The 18,319-nt window shown below is 38.7% G+C and carries 12 protein-coding genes; 7 read left to right on the top strand and 5 right to left on the bottom strand.

What is annotated here, in order from left to right; genetic code table 11:
- Positions 1-156 precede the first annotated feature (156 nt).
- The 4 genes from obgE to recG all read right to left on the bottom strand — a co-directional run bounded on the left by obgE (position 157) and on the right by recG (position 5,697).
- A complete protein-coding gene (gene obgE / locus QM481_RS17735; protein WP_166550716.1) occupies positions 157-1,233 on the bottom strand; it encodes a GTPase ObgE in 1,077 nt (358 codons plus the stop codon).
- A 529-nt stretch (positions 1,234-1,762) separates the two neighbouring features.
- Positions 1,763-2,335 carry an adenylate kinase gene (locus tag QM481_RS17740; protein WP_166550624.1) on the bottom strand — a complete coding sequence of 191 codons (573 nt, stop codon included), beginning with the start codon at positions 2,333-2,335 and terminating at the stop codon, positions 1,763-1,765.
- 336 nt (positions 2,336-2,671) lie between these two features.
- Positions 2,672-3,451 (bottom strand): DUF3050 domain-containing protein, encoded by a 780-nt coding sequence (locus tag QM481_RS17745; RefSeq protein ID WP_283382701.1) that lies wholly within the window; start codon positions 3,449-3,451, stop codon positions 2,672-2,674.
- Positions 3,452-3,600: 149 nt separating this feature from the next.
- Complete coding sequence (recG, locus tag QM481_RS17750) at positions 3,601-5,697, bottom strand: ATP-dependent DNA helicase RecG (protein WP_283382702.1); 2,097 nt, start codon at positions 5,695-5,697, stop codon at positions 3,601-3,603.
- A gap of 743 nt (positions 5,698-6,440) precedes the next feature.
- Between recG and QM481_RS24980 the strand changes: the two genes are divergently transcribed.
- The 6 genes from QM481_RS24980 (at position 6,441) to QM481_RS17780 (ending at position 16,119) form a co-directional block, all read left to right on the top strand.
- Entirely contained in the window at positions 6,441-8,882 is a 2,442-nt protein-coding gene (locus tag QM481_RS24980; protein ID WP_283382703.1) for a T9SS type B sorting domain-containing protein, read from the top strand.
- A gap of 295 nt (positions 8,883-9,177) precedes the next feature.
- The gene (locus QM481_RS17760) at positions 9,178-11,601 is read left to right on the top strand and encodes a T9SS type B sorting domain-containing protein (protein ID WP_283382704.1); all 2,424 of its coding nucleotides are present in this window, start codon (positions 9,178-9,180) and stop codon (positions 11,599-11,601) included.
- 295 nt (positions 11,602-11,896) lie between these two features.
- A complete protein-coding gene (gene nuoB / locus QM481_RS17765; RefSeq protein WP_283382705.1) occupies positions 11,897-12,448 on the top strand; it encodes an NADH-quinone oxidoreductase subunit NuoB in 552 nt (183 codons plus the stop codon).
- A 28-nt stretch (positions 12,449-12,476) separates the two neighbouring features.
- Positions 12,477-12,965 carry an NADH-quinone oxidoreductase subunit C gene (locus QM481_RS17770; protein ID WP_283345326.1) on the top strand — a complete coding sequence of 163 codons (489 nt, stop codon included), beginning with the start codon at positions 12,477-12,479 and terminating at the stop codon, positions 12,963-12,965.
- Positions 12,966-13,084: 119 nt separating this feature from the next.
- Complete coding sequence (locus QM481_RS17775) at positions 13,085-14,920, top strand: ABC transporter ATP-binding protein (protein ID WP_283370300.1); 1,836 nt, start codon at positions 13,085-13,087, stop codon at positions 14,918-14,920.
- Between the two features lie 326 nt (positions 14,921-15,246).
- Complete coding sequence (locus QM481_RS17780; protein ID WP_283382706.1) at positions 15,247-16,119, top strand: glycosyltransferase family protein; 873 nt, start codon at positions 15,247-15,249, stop codon at positions 16,117-16,119.
- 115 nt (positions 16,120-16,234) lie between these two features.
- Here QM481_RS17780 and QM481_RS17785 read toward each other — a convergent pair whose 3' ends face one another.
- Positions 16,235-17,218 (bottom strand): glycosyltransferase, encoded by a 984-nt coding sequence (locus tag QM481_RS17785; RefSeq protein WP_283382707.1) that lies wholly within the window; start codon positions 17,216-17,218, stop codon positions 16,235-16,237.
- Between the two features lie 108 nt (positions 17,219-17,326).
- On the opposite strand from QM481_RS17785, the gene QM481_RS17790 reads away from it, so the two are divergent.
- Positions 17,327-18,136, top strand: a complete 810-nt coding sequence (locus tag QM481_RS17790) for an FkbM family methyltransferase (protein WP_166550612.1) — start codon at positions 17,327-17,329, stop codon at positions 18,134-18,136.
- The last annotated feature ends 183 nt before the right edge of the window (positions 18,137-18,319 follow it).

An 18,319-nucleotide genomic window follows, 5' to 3' on the forward strand; every position in this document is an offset into this window, starting at 1 on the left:
GGGATGCTTTCTAAATGAGATGTGCATTCTTTATATGGGTCAAAGTACTTTATTATATTTCTTCTTTAAAAAGCAATTAGATGGGGTTGGCAAGATGTACTTATTTTGCAAGAGAATAAGTACATCTTTTCTTAGGTGAGCTATTAATATTCTAGATTATTCAGCGAAATCGTGATCGTTGCCTTCTTCGATTTCTTCCTCATTTTGTTCTTCTTCTGGTTGTACGAATGATTCTTGAGCTTTCTGTAATGAGCCCCAAATCATATCTTTCAATTCCATAAGTCCTTGTTGCATCACTGATGAAATCATTACATAAGGAAGATTTTCTGGAATCTGTGTTTTAATTCTTGCTAAATCTTCATCTTCTGTAACTAAGTCCATCTTCGAAATGGCAATCATGCGTTCTTTATCCAACAAAGCTGGATTGTATTCTTTGAGCTCATTCAGCAAAATTCTGTATTCTTCTGTAATGTCTTCGGCCGTAGCTGGAATCAAAAACAATAAGATAGAGTTACGCTCGATATGGCGCAAAAAGCGTGTTCCTAATCCTTTGCCTTCTGCTGCCCCCTCTATAATACCAGGAATATCAGCCATAACAAATGATTTGAAATCACGATAAGAAACTACACCAAGGTTTGGAACCAAAGTGGTAAAGGGATAATCAGCGATTTCTGGTTTTGCAGCTGAAAGCACTGACAATAAAGTTGATTTTCCTGCATTTGGGAAACCAACAAGACCTACATCGGCCAATACTTTTAGTTCAAGAATCACCCACATATCTTCGCCATCTTCACCAGGCTGAGAATGATGTGGTGCTTGATTGGTTGAGCTTTTGAAGTGCACATTACCCAAGCCTCCTCTACCGCCATGCAACAAGATTACTTCTTGCCCATCTTTGGTAACTTCTGCCAAAACTTCTCCTGTCTCAGGGTCTTTTGCAATCGTTCCTAGCGGAACTTCGATATACATATCTTGACCTTGTGCGCCAGTACGACGGCCACCTTCGCCTCCGTTTCCGTCTTTGGCAAAAATGTGTTTTTGATATTTTAAGTGGAGAAGTGTCCAGTGTTGGGCATTCCCTTTGAGGATAATATGTCCTCCACGACCACCATCGCCACCGTCTGGTCCACCTTTGGGAACGTGCTTTTCACGACGAAAGTGAGTTGAACCTGCACCACCATGTCCAGAGCGAACGTTGATTTTTACGTAGTCAATGAAGTTTGATGTCATAATTACTAATTGAGATTTATAAAGGGCCTATGATTGTGGCCAATTGTAATGATTAAATACTATTTATTGAGATTTTCAAGCAGAGTGGTCAGGAGTTGTCAGTTTTTAGAAAACCCCTTCTGCTATTTGATAGTTCAATAAGGGAATTTGTCATGATAAAGTCTTATTCAACATTTCAACTTTATTGACAGAACATCTCCTATAAAACTTGGGGTTAGGTTTTTGACCTAGCTGAAGACCCATAGCCACGAGCTATAGACATATTTTCAGCGAGATTGAATAAGAATTGGCAGCTTCTATTGTATCCTTTTGCAAAAATAAGCAATTCTAAGGCATTGACCTATAAGGAAGTAAATAACTAATTAATCGGGATAGCAAATTACGTTATTTCGTAAAGCAGTTCTTCTATTTTACGCTTGGGTCTACTGGGTTATAATAAACTAGGCTTTAGACAAAGGAATCGATGATTTGATTTGTCCAAAGCCTAGCTGTATGAGTGGTAAATGATGCGTGCGTAGTTACAAATAGCTAACTATTTTACTGCATCGATTGCACTACAAATATTTTGAAAAATTTCTTCAATAGCTCCAATACCGTCTACTTTACTCACTTTACCTTGTGCTTCGTAGTATGGCAATACGTGGATTGTTTTTGAGAAATATTCGTCAATTCTTTTCAAAAGTTTCTCTGCATCGTCGTCTGCGCGTCCACTTACTTTTTGGCGCTCAGCAATACGAGTTTTGATTTCGTCTTCTGTAACATCCAACTGAACTACTCCGTTGATACTTTGTCCGTTTTTCACTAAGAAAGCATCTAAAGCTTCAGCCTGAGGAACTGTTCTTGGGAATCCGTCAAAAATAAATCCTTCTGCTTGTGGATTATTTTTTACTTCTTCTTCCAACATTTCGATGGTAATCGAATCTGGAACTAAAAGTCCATCTGCAAGAATTTGTTTTACACGCTTACCAAGCTCAGTATCGTTGGCAATATGCCCACGGAACATATCGCCCGTAGAAATGTGTACTAAATTGTATTTTTCAATCAATTTGGCTGACTGTGTTCCTTTACCTGCCCCCGGAGGTCCAAACAAGACGAGATTTAACATTGGTTTAAACGTTGTTTTGTGAATTGAAAATTGTGTTTTGTTATAAGAGTTGCAAATTTACAAGAAGCACTTTGAATTACCGTCCTATCTACTAATTATTTAGCAAAAGGAATTATTTTACATTTCCTAGAATCAGGCATCTTGAAATCTGTCTTTTGATGTTTTTGGGGAATATCTCAAAAACAAAAAGCGGAAAACCTTGTTATACAGGGTTTTCCGCTTTTTATCAATCTATTAACTATCTTAAAAAAATGGATTCTACTAATATGGAGGTTTTCCCAAAAGTCACCATATTATTTCAAGAATCCTTAATCTTATTCATTCTTTGCTTAATTACTATACCTCAACGGCTTGCACTTTAGCTTCTACTCCGTCCCAAAGTACTTTTCGCATTTGTAAAGCCTTTACCGAATAGGTTAGTGCTTCTTGCCATTTTGTTTCATCTGTTCCGCAAAGTTCTGTTACCATCTGAATCGCCAAATGACTGTGGTGATCGCCATCTACTTCGATATGGCGCTCTAGGTAATATCTAAACTTGGCAATACGTTCTGGCATTTCGGCGTGTAGATCTTTCACCATGGCAATAAACATGTCTGGAATCAAATCTTCACGACCAAATGTAAACACAGCGGCTTGAATATGTGGCTGGTTGGTAGCAATTACTTCAAAGGTAAAATTGACAAAATCCTTTACACTTTGACTTACACCTACAATATCCAATGCCTCTGAAACACTTGTTTTTTGGGATAATAACGCCAAAAACTGTTCAATTTGAGATAAGTCTGCACCTGATTGTCTCATGGCATCCAGATATAACTCAAAATGGCTCATACGAACGCCTTCTTCGTCAACATCACTTTCCTCGCCATTGACAATTTCGTTAATTAAATAACGAGTTTCGGCACTACCAACAGGAACCCAAGGTACTTCGACACACGTAAGGTTGCGCTGAAGAGCTTTGAGAATCGACATAAAATCCCATACTGCAAAAATATGGTCTTGCATAAAAAGCTGCAAATGTTCGATTTGATTGATTTGATGATATACTGAGTGATGGGTCAATGCCTCTCTTAAAGGGGCTATTGCTTCTTGGATTTTATTGATTGAATTATTCATGACAAACTTTTGCAATTGTAGATTTGGGATTGCTGATTTTAGATTTTACTATATTATTATTTACGAGAAAGGTATTTGTTTAGATTGTTTTAATCAAATATAAGGATTTATCCTAAGCTCCTATATAGTTTTCTGCGCTTAATATAAATTTAACTAATTCTCGACCAGTTACTTTGATTCGTTTTAAGAGAATCTATTTGCTCACGAATCATTGAATGTTCTTCTGCACTCAAATTGGGATCGGCCTCTAAAATGGCTTGGGCACACTCTCTTGCTACTTTCAGTATTTCGCCATCTTTCGCCAAATCTGCAATTTGTAAATCGATAATACCACTTTGCTGAGTACCCGAAATATCCCCAGGACCTCGTAACTGTAAGTCTACATCGGCTATTTCGAAACCGTCGGTGGTGCGTACCATCGTTTCGATACGAGTACGACTATCCTTCGACAGTTTGAAGTCGGTCATCAAAATACAAAAGCTTTGTTCGGCGCCACGCCCTACCCTTCCTCTAAGCTGATGTAACTGTGCTAAACCAAACTTTTCGGCACTTTCAATCACCATGACTGAAGCATTAGGCACATTCACACCTACTTCAATTACTGTGGTTGCAACCATAATTTGGGTTTCTGCCTTTACGAATCTTTGCATTTCAAAATCCTTATCGGCAGGCTTCATTTTTCCATGCACAATACTTACTTGGTATTCTGGAAAAGCTCTCACTATACTTTCATAGCCATCCATCAAGTCTTTATAATCCAACTTTTCGGATTCTTCTATCAAAGGATAAACCACATACACCTGTCGCCCTTTCTGGATTTCATCACGCATAAAACCGAAAACATTGAGACGATGAGAATCATAGCGATGAACAGTTTTAATAGGTTTACGACCTTTGGGTAGTTCATCTATCACCGAAACATCCAAATCACCGTAGAGCGTCATTGCCAAGGTTCTTGGAATAGGCGTGGCCGTCATGACCAAGATATGTGGGTGCATATATTTGTTTTTCTCCCAAAGTTTAGCTCGCTGTGCTACGCCAAAACGGTGTTGTTCATCTATCACACAAAGTCCTAAATTTTGGAATTGCACTATATCCTCCAACAAAGCGTGCGTTCCAACGATGATTTTTACAGAGCCATCTAGTAAGCCTTCGTGAATCAAGGCACGAGCTTTTTTCTTAGTCGAACCAGTAAGTTTTTCGATTCTTATTCCTAGCAATTCGGCAAATTCCTTCAAACCTTGATAATGTTGATCGGCCAAAATTTCGGTTGGCGCCATCAAACAAGCCTGTGCTCCATTGTCGATTGCCAACAACATACAGATAAAAGCCACAATAGTTTTCCCCGAACCTACATCTCCTTGCAAAAGGCGGTTCATTTGTCGCCCCATGCGCATATCGGCGAAGATTTCTTTAATTACTCGCTTTTGCGCATTTGTCAACGGAAAGGGAAGATACTCATCGTAAAAAATTTTTAGTAAAGCTGCACTTTTAAATATCTGACCTTCATAATCAACTCGGCGTAGCACTTTTTGTTTGATTAAGCGAAGTTGATTATAAAATAATTCTTCAAACTTCAAGCGTCGACGAGCCTGATGAAGCCACTGGTCAGAATGTGGCAGGTGAATATTATAAATGGCGTCTCGCTTGGCAACCAAACGATATTTTTGTAGCAAAAACGTAGGTAAATTTTCTCGAATCAGAGGATAGGCTTTTTCCAACAAAGCCCTTTGCATTAATGCAATCTGTTTGGATTCGATGTACTTTTTGCGGAGCTTTTCGGTAACACTATAAACGGGTTGGTAATAGCCTCCTTTTTCATTTGTCCCATTGAGTAACTCCAGTTCGGGATGTTGCATTTGTGGGCGTCCCTGAAAAAAGGATGGTTTACCAAAAAGTACATATTCAGCTCCCATTCGAAGGTGCTTTTCGAGCCAAGTAATTCCCTGAAACCAAGTCAATTCCATTGAACCTGTACCATCGGTAAAAGTCCCTGTCAATCTTTGTTTGAAACCCTCTCCTACCTTCTCAAACGTGCGCAAACGACCTTTGATTTGGGCATATTCCATATCTTCAGTCAAATCGGATATGTAGTGAAACTGCGTTCGATCTTCATATCGAAATGGATAATACTGAATCAAATCCCCAAAAGTAAAAATCTGCAACTCTGTATTGAGTAATTGTCCACGCTGTGGTCCAACGTTTCGGAGTAACTCAATTCTAGTTTCAAAAAAATCGTTTTGCATGTTGTTATTTTTAAATGACAAAGGCACAGAAGCGAAAAGTTAGTGGGCAAAATTAATTTAATTTTACCCGCTATAAGCGCTAGGCTTTAAGCAGTAGTCTAAAAGTTGAAAAGTATTTCTCATGAAATAAGTAAACCTTTTTTGCCTACGGCTTACTGCTTAAAGCGTATTAATGCTGTCTTATTTTGCATTATAGCTTACGTGTTTACTTTACGCTTTGAATGTCCGTCAATTGGGTCTCAGGTAAATGCGATGTAAAATATTTACAAATTTAACTTCTTCTCACATATCTTTCATGCGAAACAGCCATTGAGCGCTTTTTATCTTCCTAAATATTTTGTAAATTTAGTATTATTAGATTTTAACAAGTAACTATCTCAAAAAGTTATAAACACCCTTTTGTATCTGATTATTAATCATTTACAAAAGAGCAATACCAATACCACTGAAGTCGATTTCTGTCATTGAATAGATTATATTTACAAAAACATTCATTTACTAATTTGCTCCATATTGTAGGAGTTTTGTAGTAAATACTCCGTTCTCCCATCTACCCTTTTATCCTCAATTACTTTATAGTTTCTATCGTCAATGAGTATGAATGAGTTGTTCTAGCACAATTATTGCTAGAAATCCCTTAAGGCCCGCCAGCTTTAGTGAATCCGCTTAATGTAACACAACACTATAAGCCCTTATTTCAAATGACCAAGCACATTTTCAGGTGTTTAAGCTTTTGTTTATGTATGATTATCTCAAATTATGTACACGCAGCTTCGGTGCTGGGTGGTAATTTAGAACTAATCAGCAGAAGTAGCACTACAAATGGAAAATTTCGTCTATTACTTCATGTGTATTATGACAAATCTGGTGGCGCGCCAACTAGCAGTGATGATAATCTCAAGGTAGGTATTTTTCAGAAAAGTAATAACACACTCAAGGCTTCGCTTACACTCAAGGCTTCCTCGCTCACAGGAAAAGAGGTGTCTTTCAACAATCAAGATTGTGCTAATAGTCAGCAACTTGGCATTTTGCAAGTAGACTACGAAGGTGACTTTGTGGTGTCCTCGGCAGACTACGCTGATGCGGGCGGTTACTATGTTGTTGTAGAAAAATGCTGTAGAGCCAACGTAACCAATATTAGCAGTCCAACATCGACAGGAGCATTATTTTATTTGGAGTTTCCTGCGCTCAAGCAGTCGGGCAATGAGTTTTATAACTCCTCACCCGAATTTCATACTATTACAGGTGCGTATATCTGTAAAGGGCAAGCGTTTAGCTATGACTTCGGAGCAAACGACCGTGACAACGACCAACTCTCTTATGCCTTGGTAACACCCTACAAAGGCTCATCAACAAGCACCAATAGCAACCCTACCCCAACAGGTTCAGGCAGTTACGCAACTGTAAGCTGGGCAGGTGGAAGCAGTGCCTCCGCACAAATCCCAGGGAGTCCAGCACTAAGTATTAATGCTTCGGGTATATTGTCGGTTACAGCCAGTACAGTGGGGACGTATTTGTTTTGTGTGGAAGTTACAGAAAAAAGGAATGGTGTAACGATTGGCAAAACTCGTAGAGATTTTGTATTGAAAGTGATAGATTGTTCAGCAACAGTATCTGCAACACCTGTAATTAGCGATGCTTCTGGAAGTCCTATCAGTACAGGAACCGTTTGCAAAAATGGTTATATCGACTTGTCGACTCCAGCCAATAGTAATTATACTTATCAATGGCAAAAAGATGGTTTAAATATCGCTGGTGCAACGGATTCCAAGGTGAAGGCTGAAGGTGCAGGAACATATACCGTTTTGGTATCAGCCAAAAATGGCTGCGGACTTCCTAAAGCCTCCTCAAATGTTACCTTGACAGAAAGACCTGGGTTGGATTTATATCTAAGTCATGTATATCGTGATGCTTGTACCAAGTTTCTCCTAAATGTGAAAGAAAACCCTCCTGGTTCTACTTTTCAAGAAACTGATTTTCTTTATACATGGTATATAGATGGTGTAAAGCAAACAAAAACATTTAATGGTATTCAATACGATATTACGAATTTCGCTGTAGATGAATTTCCACTCCCTACTCAGGCTCAAAAAATTGAATATACTGTTACATTGAGAAATGCAGCTACTAATGCAAATAATTGTACCTATATTCTGAAAAAAACAATTGATTACCCTACTCAACCCAATGCCACACTAACTACTAGTAGCGGTCTGACTGATTATTGTGATTCGGATGACTTTGTAATAAGTGCTCTTAATAGCTCAGACTTCGATTACGTTTGGAGTAAGAATAATGCTATTATGCCAAACGAAAAAAGTAATTCTATCAAAGTAAAAGATTTAGGTACAAATACTTTTCAATTAAAGGTCTCAACAGTATCAGGTTGTACCAAAACAAGCGACATCACTGTCACAGGCACAGCCTCAACCCCAGTTACTTTTAGTTTAGACCCTATTTGTTTGCCAACTACTGCAACGATTGATCTAACAAAATTTGTTAATCCATATAACTCTGGAGGAGTTTTTAAGGACTCACGAGGAACAACTTTGACCAGTACAACCATCAATCCTACTACCTACGGAGCTGGTTCGTATGACATTACTTACACCTTTGGCGCTAATGCGGGCTGTCAATCCAAAGCTACAGCTAACCTCAAGATTGGTGCCGCACCAGTATTTACGCTAAGTCCTGATGTGGTCATTCAAGCGGGAGAATCTACAACTTTAACTAGTAGCTTGGCAACCAGTACCAACCTTGCGGATTATACTTTACTATGGTCACCAGCGACGGGACTTAGTGAGGTAAACACGCCAGTGACGGTAGCAACGCCCAACCAATCAACCAATTATGCGTTGAAAGTAACGGATAAAGCCACCCAATGTGCCGATGAAAAAATCGTAAAGGTTTTTGTCAGTGGAAAAGTTGTGAATACATTTACGCCAAACGAGGATGGAATCAATGATTTTTGGGATTTGTCAGACATCACAACCTCATTTCCAAATGCTTCGGTAAAGCTATTTAATCGTTGGGGCAACGAAGTATTTAATACCAATGACTACGCAAGTAATCCTTTCAAAGGAATTATAGATGATAAAGAAGTCAAATCATCAACCTATTATTATGTTATCGAAATCCGAAAAGATTGGCCTACACTTACAGGATATTTGACCGTAATAAAGTAACCATTTTCAACAGAAAACAACCCTATAGTTTTCAAAGAAAAGAAGTGTATTCAATAAGATAGAAGGTTTTTATGTATTTTTACAAACACCTTTTATCCAATTGAATACACTTTTTTCGTTTATTAGCTAGATCGTATTTCAAAAGATGTCAAACATGATTTATTCTATCCGTATCGAGTGTATCACTCGATAACTAGCGGTAGCACAAAAGTTTTTTTTGATTACGAGCATTTTCCAATAACAGATACCCTATTAACTAATAACGTACTATTACTTATAATAAACCCAATTGCTAATGAGGTTACGTTTATTAATCATCCTACTTTGTTTAACAACCGTGCAACCTATGTTTGCTCAAGACCCTTTTGTTGGAGGGTATTTGCAGCTTTCAAAAGTTGCGGGAACGACCAATCAATTTCAACTTACTGTTCATTTATACATCTCTTTACATAACGCCATCAATCAGGCAGACTTAGCATCTGGCGCACTCACTAAAGATTTAAGAGCTAAGGTTTTTCGAAAAAGAGATAATGTAGATGTCACCACCAGTATTGATGCTTCTGGAGTTATTGATTTTTCAGGAGGGTCTTCTACGGGTATCGACTTGACCTATCCCAACAATTGCAATATTGGTACCTTAAAGTCAAAAGATTTAGTATTAGGCAAAAATATCACACTCGACTTTACCCGACTTTCAGACCCCGATGGGTATTATGTCATTGCGGAGCGTTGTTGTCGAAGTAGTCAGTTGATCAATATTGCTAATCCTAGCAGTTCGAGTTTGATACTGTATCTTTTCTTCACCAATGCCATTACTCAAACTCCTGCATTTCAAGAAGCACAAGGAAGTTTTTACTGCTTAAACCAAGCCAAATTTGTTAATCTACCTGTGATTAACTCTGGTGGTACTAGCATAGAATATTCTTTTGAGCCGCTCTATAAAGGCTTAAGCTCGCCGAGTTCACCTCTGGTATTACCACAGTTGGCGTCTCCCAAAGAAGTAAGTTGGATGTCGGGATATTCAACTAGTTCTCCGATTGCATCAAGCATTCCGATTGTGTTATCCAACGCAGGAACCGTGCAGTTTCAGCCTAATAAAGAGGGATTATATGCCATGAAAATTATGGCTACCCAGAAAATGGGCGGAAATATCATTAGTCAAGCTCAGGTGGAATATGATGTTTTGGTAAAAGACTGTAAAGAAGTAGAAAAGCCAAGAATATATGAAGCAGGAAGTATCAGTACTGCTCATAAAAATACGATAACCCTTTGTCAGAAAAGTTACCGAGTACTCGAAACACAGGCAAACCCAAACGCTACTTACCAATGGTATTATAACGGCAACCCGTTACCTAATGCTACTACCAACAAACTTCGCATCAATGATGATGTTACTGGTGATTATAGAGTTGAAATCAATGACCCTACTGCTACATGTAAGCCTACAGATACCTCACTGTTAACCAGAGTTATCGGCGATGGAGGTGTTGGACTGTCGTTAACGCCATCTTTAGGTACAACAATATGTGAGGACAAATCGCCAGGAACGATTACCCCGAATATTTCTGGAGCGACATCAGCAAACTTTACCTTCGAATGGACACTTGATGGTCTAACTCTTAATAGCAACAGCACCATCGACTACGACCGTTCAGGAGTTTACAGATTGGTGATTACCCAGAAAAATAGTCCATTCTGTACTTTTGATGCTTCACTCAATATTGCCGTAAATCCACTTCCTCAAGTTGATGCTCAAAATGTTTCAAACAAAACTTATATCTGTGAAGGTGACTTGGTAACTCTTAAAGCCGAAGTGAATGCTGGTACAACGTGGCTGTGGCAAAAAGACGGTGCCAATTTTAGTACTGACCAAACCATCAATGTAACTCAATCAGGAAATTATCAATTGCAGGCTACCTCAGATAAGGGCTGTAAAAAGAATGCTCCCGAGGTTGCGATTACGGTATCCCCCAAACCAACCGTTACCTTTGCCCCTATTCCTTCATTTTGCGAAGCCAAGAATCTTTCAACAGATTTGAGCATCTATGTTACACCTGTTAGCTCCAATGCAGGAGTATTTACTGGAAAAGGAATGATAGGTTCGGTATTTGACCCATCCAAAGCGGGTTCGGGAGTGTGGCCAATTGTATATGAATACACCTCGGCTGATGGCTGTAAAAATTCTGCTACTAGCAATGCTATCGTCGATAGAGTTCCTAGAGTTCAATTAGGAGAAGATATTACGATTTTCAGAGGACAACAAGTCCAAATTCCCGTAGTGGGTAGTCAAGGTTCGGGATATAGTTTTACTTGGTCACCTACAACTGGCTTATTGAATCCAACAGATTTTTCTCCTATAGCTGCGCCTATTTCGCATCAAGAATATACCCTTGAAGTCGTTGCCAATACTAGTAGATGTAAGGCAAGTGATAAAATCAATGTTTTTGTTTATCCCAAAATCGACATTCCTAATTCTTTCACCCCCAATGGCGACAGAATGAATGATACTTGGGAATTGGATGGCATCGATGAATATCCTAATATTGAAGTAAAGATTTACAACCGATGGGGCAATGAAATCTTTTATTCAAAAGGCTACAATCAACCTTTTGACGGTATCCAAGAGGGTCAACGCATTCCTACAGGAACCTATTACTACGTCATCAAACCCAACGTAAACCTCCCTGCGCTAACAGGATATGTGACGGTGGTGAAGTAGTTTTTTTGAGGGGGCAGGGATTAGGGGTTAGGCAAAGAGTGAAAAGTTGAATATTGAGACCTTAAAGAGTAGTAGCCAGGCAGAGAGTGGCAGAATTTTGCATCTACACTATTACTAATGCCTAATGCCTCACTACTAATGCCTCCTTAAAACGCCTTTTTTCCCCTTCCTTCATCATAATTGCAGAGGGGTTTGTATCTTTGCAGGCTAGGGAATCAAAAACGATATTGTGCTGTTGATTTAGAATTGGTATTCCTTAACATCAATCACATACCTCAATCTAACATTTTCAGATATGAAGGGATTACTCGACCAGCAATTCGAAGAAAATAATATTGTACTTAGTCAAGTAGAAGACTTGCTCAATTGGGCTCGTTTGAGTTCGTTATGGCCCATGGGGTTTGGCTTAGCCTGCTGTGCAATCGAAATGATGCAGACCATGGCTTCGGGCTATGACCTCGACCGTTTTGGGGTATTTCCACGCCCTTCGCCGCGCCAATCAGATGTGATGATTGTAGCGGGTACTGTTACCTTCAAAATGGCTGACCGTATTCGTCGTTTGTACGAACAAATGCCAGAACCTCGCTATGTGATTTCGATGGGTAGTTGCTCTAATTGTGGTGGACCTTACTGGGAACACGGTTATCATGTGGTAAAAGGTGTCGACCGCATTATTCCAGTGGATGTATATGTGCCAGGCTGTCCTCCTCGTCCAGAAGCATTGATTGGTGGTTTTTTGAAGTTGCAAGAAAAAATCCGTCAAGAAACTATCGTAGCACCTAAAGCCATTTTAGATATGGAACAGGAAGAAGCTCGTAACCAAAAACCTGTTTTTGCTTCAGCTTAATCAATAGCCAAACTTAGCGCCCTCAAACATGACTTTCGACCAAATCAATGACCTAATTGTTTCTGAATTAGGTTCAGATATCATTCTAGGAAAAGACCATCAATGTCTACATATTACAACAGATAAAATTGCTGTTGTAGCAAAGTTTTTATTCGAAAATGAAAACTGTTATTTCGATATGTTGTCGTGCATTACGGCCTTAGATAATGGTGTTGAAAAAGCGACAATGGAAGTAATTTATAATTTGTACTCTATTCCTTATGAGCACAAAATGATGCTTAAGGTGATTGTCCCACGCAATGCCAAAGACGAACCTGCTCCAAGCGTACCTACACTAAGCCATATCTGGCGTACAGCAGATTGGCACGAGCGTGAAGCGTTTGATCTAGTAGGTATTCGTTTTGAGGGACATCCAGATTTACGAAGAATCCTATTGCCAGAAGATTGGGACGGACACCCACTTCGCAAAGACTATCAAGCACAAGAATATTATCACGGTATTCAGGTGAAGTATTAGTTTAGGGTATGAGCTATTGGTATTCGGCTATTGGCAAAGTTTGATATAATATTTAAAACTAGAGACTCCTAACTGCTCAAATTATTCATAACTCAAAACAAACTCAAAATCATCATTCGTTGAAAACATATTTAAGTATCTTACAATATACCACTTCACTCAAAAAGTATATTGCGCCCTATTTCATACTATCTTTATTAGCCAGCATATTTGGAGTACTCAACTTTGCTCTACTTTCGCCTTTATTGAAGGTTTTGTTTAATCAGGTCGAAAGCGGAGAAGCAGAAAAAAGAGTTACGCAACTTCCTGATTTTAGCTTGAGCAAAGAGTTTTTCTCTGATACTTTCAACTACTATTTATACAATATGTTGGATGTATATGGTCGTATGGGCGCGCTCCAGTTTGCCTGTGCTATCATTGTGGTATCCGTTTTTCTTTCAAACGTATTCCGTTATCTTTCTCAAAGAATCCTTAAAACTGTTGAATCTGAAACGATTGCGAGTTTGAGACATGCCGTTTTTCAAAAAACGGTTAGTCTGCATTTGGGCTTTTTCAATAATGAGCGCAAAGGTAATTTGATGTCACACCTGACAACCGATATTCAAGAAATCGAAAACTCTATTGCTCGTGCTTTTACAGCTTCATTAAAAGAGGTATTTGCCTTAGTGGTATATTTTGTATTCTTGTTTACACTTTCTGCTAAGTTGACCTTTTTCTCTATCCTGATATTACCTATTTCTGGTGGAGCTATCGCAGGTATTACCCGTCGCTTACGTAAAAAAGCTTTAGAGGTTCAGGAAAACTTAAGTACGATTATCAGCACGATTGATGAAGTTTTGGGCGGTATGCGTGTGGTAAAAGCCTTTAATGCTGAAGGTACTATTATCAAGCAATTTGATACTTTGAATACTAAATACAAACAGTCAGTTCAACGAATGGTCTATCGTCAAGAAATGACCTCTCCTACTTCTGAGACTTTGGGTGTAATGGTGATTGCTGGGATTTTGTTATACGGTGGCTCACTGGTAATCAACAAAGAAGGTGGTTTTACGGCATCTGAATTTATCAGTTATTTGGCGTTGTTTTCACAAGTACAAAGACCTGCCAAAGTTATCGCTGATGCCTTTAGTGGTGTTCAAAGAGGCGTTGCTTCGGCTGAGCGTATTATTGCTTTGATGGAAACGGAGTCTGCGATTCAAGACCAGCCGAATGCTATAAATTTACCTAGTTTTGACAAAGGAATTGAATTTAAAAACGTGTCATTTAGCTATAATGGAGAAAAGGACGTTTTGAAAAATATTTCATTTACTATTCCTAAAGGTCAAACAGTGGCACTAGTTGGCGAGTCTGGCGGTGGAAAGTCTACCCTAGCCGATTTAGTTCCTCGTTTTTATGACCCAACAGGTGGCGAAATTCTCTTGGATGGTATCGACTTGAAAGCTATTTCTGCTGAATCGCTACATCGTCAAATGGGGATTGTAACGCAAGAATCTATTTTATTTAACGATACAATCGAAAACAATATCGTATTTGGTGCCAACGCCACAGAAGCGCAAATTATCGAAGCTGCCAAAATTGCAAATGCACATCAGTTTATTTCTCAGTCACCTGAAGGCTATCAAACCGTTATTGGTGACCGAGGAAGTCGTTTGTCGGGTGGACAACGTCAACGCTTGAGTATTGCGAGAGCGGTACTGAAAAACCCTCCAATTTTGATTTTGGACGAAGCCACTTCCGCACTAGATACGGAATCAGAAAAATTGGTACAAGAAGCATTGACTAATTTGATGAAAAACCGTACCACCTTGGTCATTGCTCACCGTTTGAGTACCATCCAAAATGCGGATAAAATTATCGTTATTAGTAAAGGACAAATCGTAGAAGAAGGAACACACGAAGAACTTGTGCAAATTCCAAATGGCTATTATGCCAAACTAAGCAGCCTACAAAGCTGATACGATTTCGGATTGTGGATTTTTGATTTCGGATATTGAGCTAAGAGTTTATTTATCAATCATTCAAAATAGAGGGTTTGGACATTTATTTTTCTGAAATCCTACTGTTTGAGCCGAAGGCGAGTTTAGGATTTCTTGACTTTCTTTTGCGGCCGCCGCTGCGGTTACTTTTCTTGTGTCAAGACAAGAAAAGTAAGGAGTGGCGAAGGTAATTTTCACTATTTTAACAAATCAAACCTTTAACATATTCTTTGTTAAAATATTCTGGACTCAATCTCAAACTACCTATCTCACATCCCATCACAATATTAAAGCTATCAAAAAAAATGAAGATTGCAGGATTTACTTTTGTCCGAAATGCTATCAAATACGACTATCCCATCATCGAAGCTATTACTTCGATATTGCCAATATGTGACGAACTGGTAGTTGCCGTAGGAAATTCGGAAGATGGTACCATAGAACTAATACAAAGTATAGAGTCGCCCAAAATCAAAATCATTGAAACGATTTGGGACGATTCTTTACGTGAAGGTGGACGTGTGCTAGCAGTCGAAACCGATAAGGCTCTAGCAGCTATTTCGCCCGATGCTGACTGGTGTTTTTATATCCAAGGCGATGAAGTGGTACATGAAAAGTACCTTCCTGTCATTAAAAAAGCCATGGAGGATAACCTTCACAAATCTGAAATAGAAGGACTATTATTCAAATACTTGCACTTTTATGGCTCTTACAATTATGTAGCTGATGCACATCGCTGGTATCGTCGCGAAATTCGCGTAGTGCGCAATACAGGCAATGTCTTGTCTTACCGTGATGCGCAAGGCTTTAGAACAAAAGATAACCAGAAGCTCAAAGTCAAACTCATTGATGCCTTTATCTATCATTATGGTTGGGTAAAACCTCCTGAAATCCAAAAAGAAAAGATTAAAAGCTCTAGTCGCTTTTGGCATAGCGAACAAAAAGTGGAAAAGATTTCACAAGAATTAGAGGATTTTGACTATTCCGAAATCGACTCATTAACACATTTCGACGGCTCTCATCCACTAGTCATGAAGGCTCGCGTAGAGCGAATGAACTGGCTTTTTGATTTTGATATTAAAGAAAAGAAACTCAATTTTAAAAACTCCGTGAAAATGTGGATTGAAAAAACAACAGGTTGGAGAATTGGAGAATATAAAAATTATAGAGTGTTATAAGCAATTAATTTAAAATTTGTATTCAATCATTGCGTCTCTACTGATTGAATACAAATTTTTACATAATCACTCACTCGCTAAATCACTAAATCGCTAAATTCGAGATTACTCATGTTTAATTTACTTCGTAAGGTAAAAATTTAGGATAATCAAACAGCGCTTTCGGTGCAACTGAGTTGATTTTTTTTCCTGATAAAACCATTTCAAAATACTGCAAATACCCCAATGCCATTTGTCGAGAAGTGAAAGTATCTCTGGCATATTCATGGCAAATTTTCGGGTCAAACTGTGCTATGTTTTTCAGCTTCTCAGCCAATTCATTTTCCGAAATAGATAAAAATCCAACTTCTGGAGTTACAATTTCGGGCAACGAACCGTAGGGCGTTCCCAAAATACTACAACCCATATAAAGGCTTTCGACGATAGCCAACCCAAATGGCTCATGCCATAACACAGGGAATAGTAAGGCTTTAGAACGATGTAATAAATCAAATTTTACTCTTCCTCCTACCATTCCATAAAACCTTACATGACGGTCGGGAGTAAAACGAAATCCCATCTTAAAATTGAGTCGATGCCCACCCATAACTGCTAACTTTTCGTTCGCTTTTTTGGCAATATGAATCGCTCCTTTTACATTTTTTACACGCCATGAGGCATTTGCCAAGAAATGAGTATGCCCTCTTTGATGTGAAAAAGAAGGTTTGGGATAATCTTCAAAATCTATTCCATTCAACACATAAGCCGTAGAGTTATGACGCTCTGCATGATTTTTTGAAACAAATACTGCATTTTGATCGAGCACTTCATCTGCTCTTGGATTACCGTGAACCGTATAAACATAAGGCTTCGGGAAATCTTCGGGCGGTGGTATGCTCAAATGTACTACATCGATATAATCAGGAATTTGTAGACTTAATGAAAGCTCGGGATTATAAAACAGCACCTCGGCAAATGGACATTCTGAACCTTTTGCAACCAAAAATGAAACACGATGCCCCATTTGGGTCAACTCTTTGCCCAACCACCAAACCACTCGTTCGGTTCCTCCATATTCCAATGCAGGAATGACAGCATTGTGGAAAATCAAAATGTGCATATTGTTAAAATTTGTTATAAAACCGATTTTCTGCAAATTTAAGGCTATTTTTGCGGAACATATATTTCCTCTAATACAAGTATAGTCCAACCTTAAACGCACATACGAATGTTCAATTACCTAAAAAAGAAGTACACTAAGTTTGTGGCCAAACGCAAATTTAGTGATTATGGTGACGCGACCTCTGTCATCTCAATCCAAGGAATCGGCAATATCAACTTCACTTGTTGGTTAAACCCTTTAGAACAAGAGAAAACTATCTCACTCAGTCAGGTTAATTTCTATCGTAAATTCCTCAAAACTGGCGATTTTGTCATTGACATTGGCGCGCACATTGGCGACACTACTCTTCCAATGGCTTTGGCAGTTGGTGCACAAGGCACAGTTCTAGCCTTTGACCCCAACCCTCACGTTTTTAAAATTTTACAGAAAAACGCTGACCAAAACCGTCACATTTCCAACATCATTCCTTTACCCTATGCTATTGCAGTGGAAGAAGGCGAGTATTCGTATGCTTCTTCTGAGGCAAGCTTCAACAATGGTGGAATCAGTGGAAAAAATGGAAAATTTGGTTTAGGAGAAAAAGTAAAAGGAGTCAACCTTCAAAACTTTATTCACACACAATATCCAGAAGTGAGTAAAATCTCCTTGATTAAAGTAGATGCAGAAGGGTATGATATTCAAATCTTGAAATCAATCAGTAAGCTTCTTGACCAGTACAAGCCCACGTTGATTTTTGAATGCTTCAAAGACTTATCCGAGCAAGATCGCCACGATTTGTTTAATTATATTAGTCAAAAAGGCTATAAAATCAACAAAATGGATGATTTTGAAGAAGATGCAGCCATTACGCCTATTCCTCAAAAACAAAATATGTTAGATTGGAAACACTTCGATATTATTGCTTTTGCAGAATAGGTATTAAGTGCTGAGTGAGGAGTATAGAGTTTTGAGTGAAGGCACAAAGTGGCAAAGGCACAGAGGCACAAAGGGAATTATTACATCCCTAGTCCGAGACTAAGTCGCGAACTAGATAAGCCTAAATGCCTTTATGCCTTCACTCAAAACTCCACATTCCTAACTCATCACTCAAATCACTTT

Origin of the sequence: Flectobacillus rivi (assembly GCF_030056655.1) — a bacterium.
Taxonomy (GTDB): domain Bacteria; phylum Bacteroidota; class Bacteroidia; order Cytophagales; family Spirosomataceae; genus Flectobacillus; species Flectobacillus rivi.

Excerpts from the sequence above, each read along its gene's own strand:
- QM481_RS17740 (WP_166550624.1), bottom strand. The coding sequence starts at position 2,335 with ATGTTAAATCTCGTCTTGTTTGGACCTCCGGGGGCAGGTAAAGGAACA.
- QM481_RS17745 (WP_283382701.1), bottom strand. The coding sequence starts at position 3,451 with ATGAATAATTCAATCAATAAAATCCAAGAAGCAATAGCCCCTTTAAGA.
- recG (WP_283382702.1), bottom strand. The coding sequence starts at position 5,697 with ATGCAAAACGATTTTTTTGAAACTAGAATTGAGTTACTCCGAAACGTT.
- QM481_RS24980 (WP_283382703.1), top strand. The coding sequence starts at position 6,441 with ATGATTATCTCAAATTATGTACACGCAGCTTCGGTGCTGGGTGGTAAT.
- QM481_RS17760 (WP_283382704.1), top strand. The coding sequence starts at position 9,178 with ATGAGGTTACGTTTATTAATCATCCTACTTTGTTTAACAACCGTGCAA.
- nuoB (WP_283382705.1), top strand. The coding sequence starts at position 11,897 with ATGAAGGGATTACTCGACCAGCAATTCGAAGAAAATAATATTGTACTT.
- QM481_RS17770 (WP_283345326.1), top strand. The coding sequence starts at position 12,477 with ATGACTTTCGACCAAATCAATGACCTAATTGTTTCTGAATTAGGTTCA.
- QM481_RS17780 (WP_283382706.1), top strand. The coding sequence starts at position 15,247 with ATGAAGATTGCAGGATTTACTTTTGTCCGAAATGCTATCAAATACGAC.
- QM481_RS17785 (WP_283382707.1), bottom strand. The coding sequence starts at position 17,218 with ATGCACATTTTGATTTTCCACAATGCTGTCATTCCTGCATTGGAATAT.
- QM481_RS17790 (WP_166550612.1), top strand. The coding sequence starts at position 17,327 with ATGTTCAATTACCTAAAAAAGAAGTACACTAAGTTTGTGGCCAAACGC.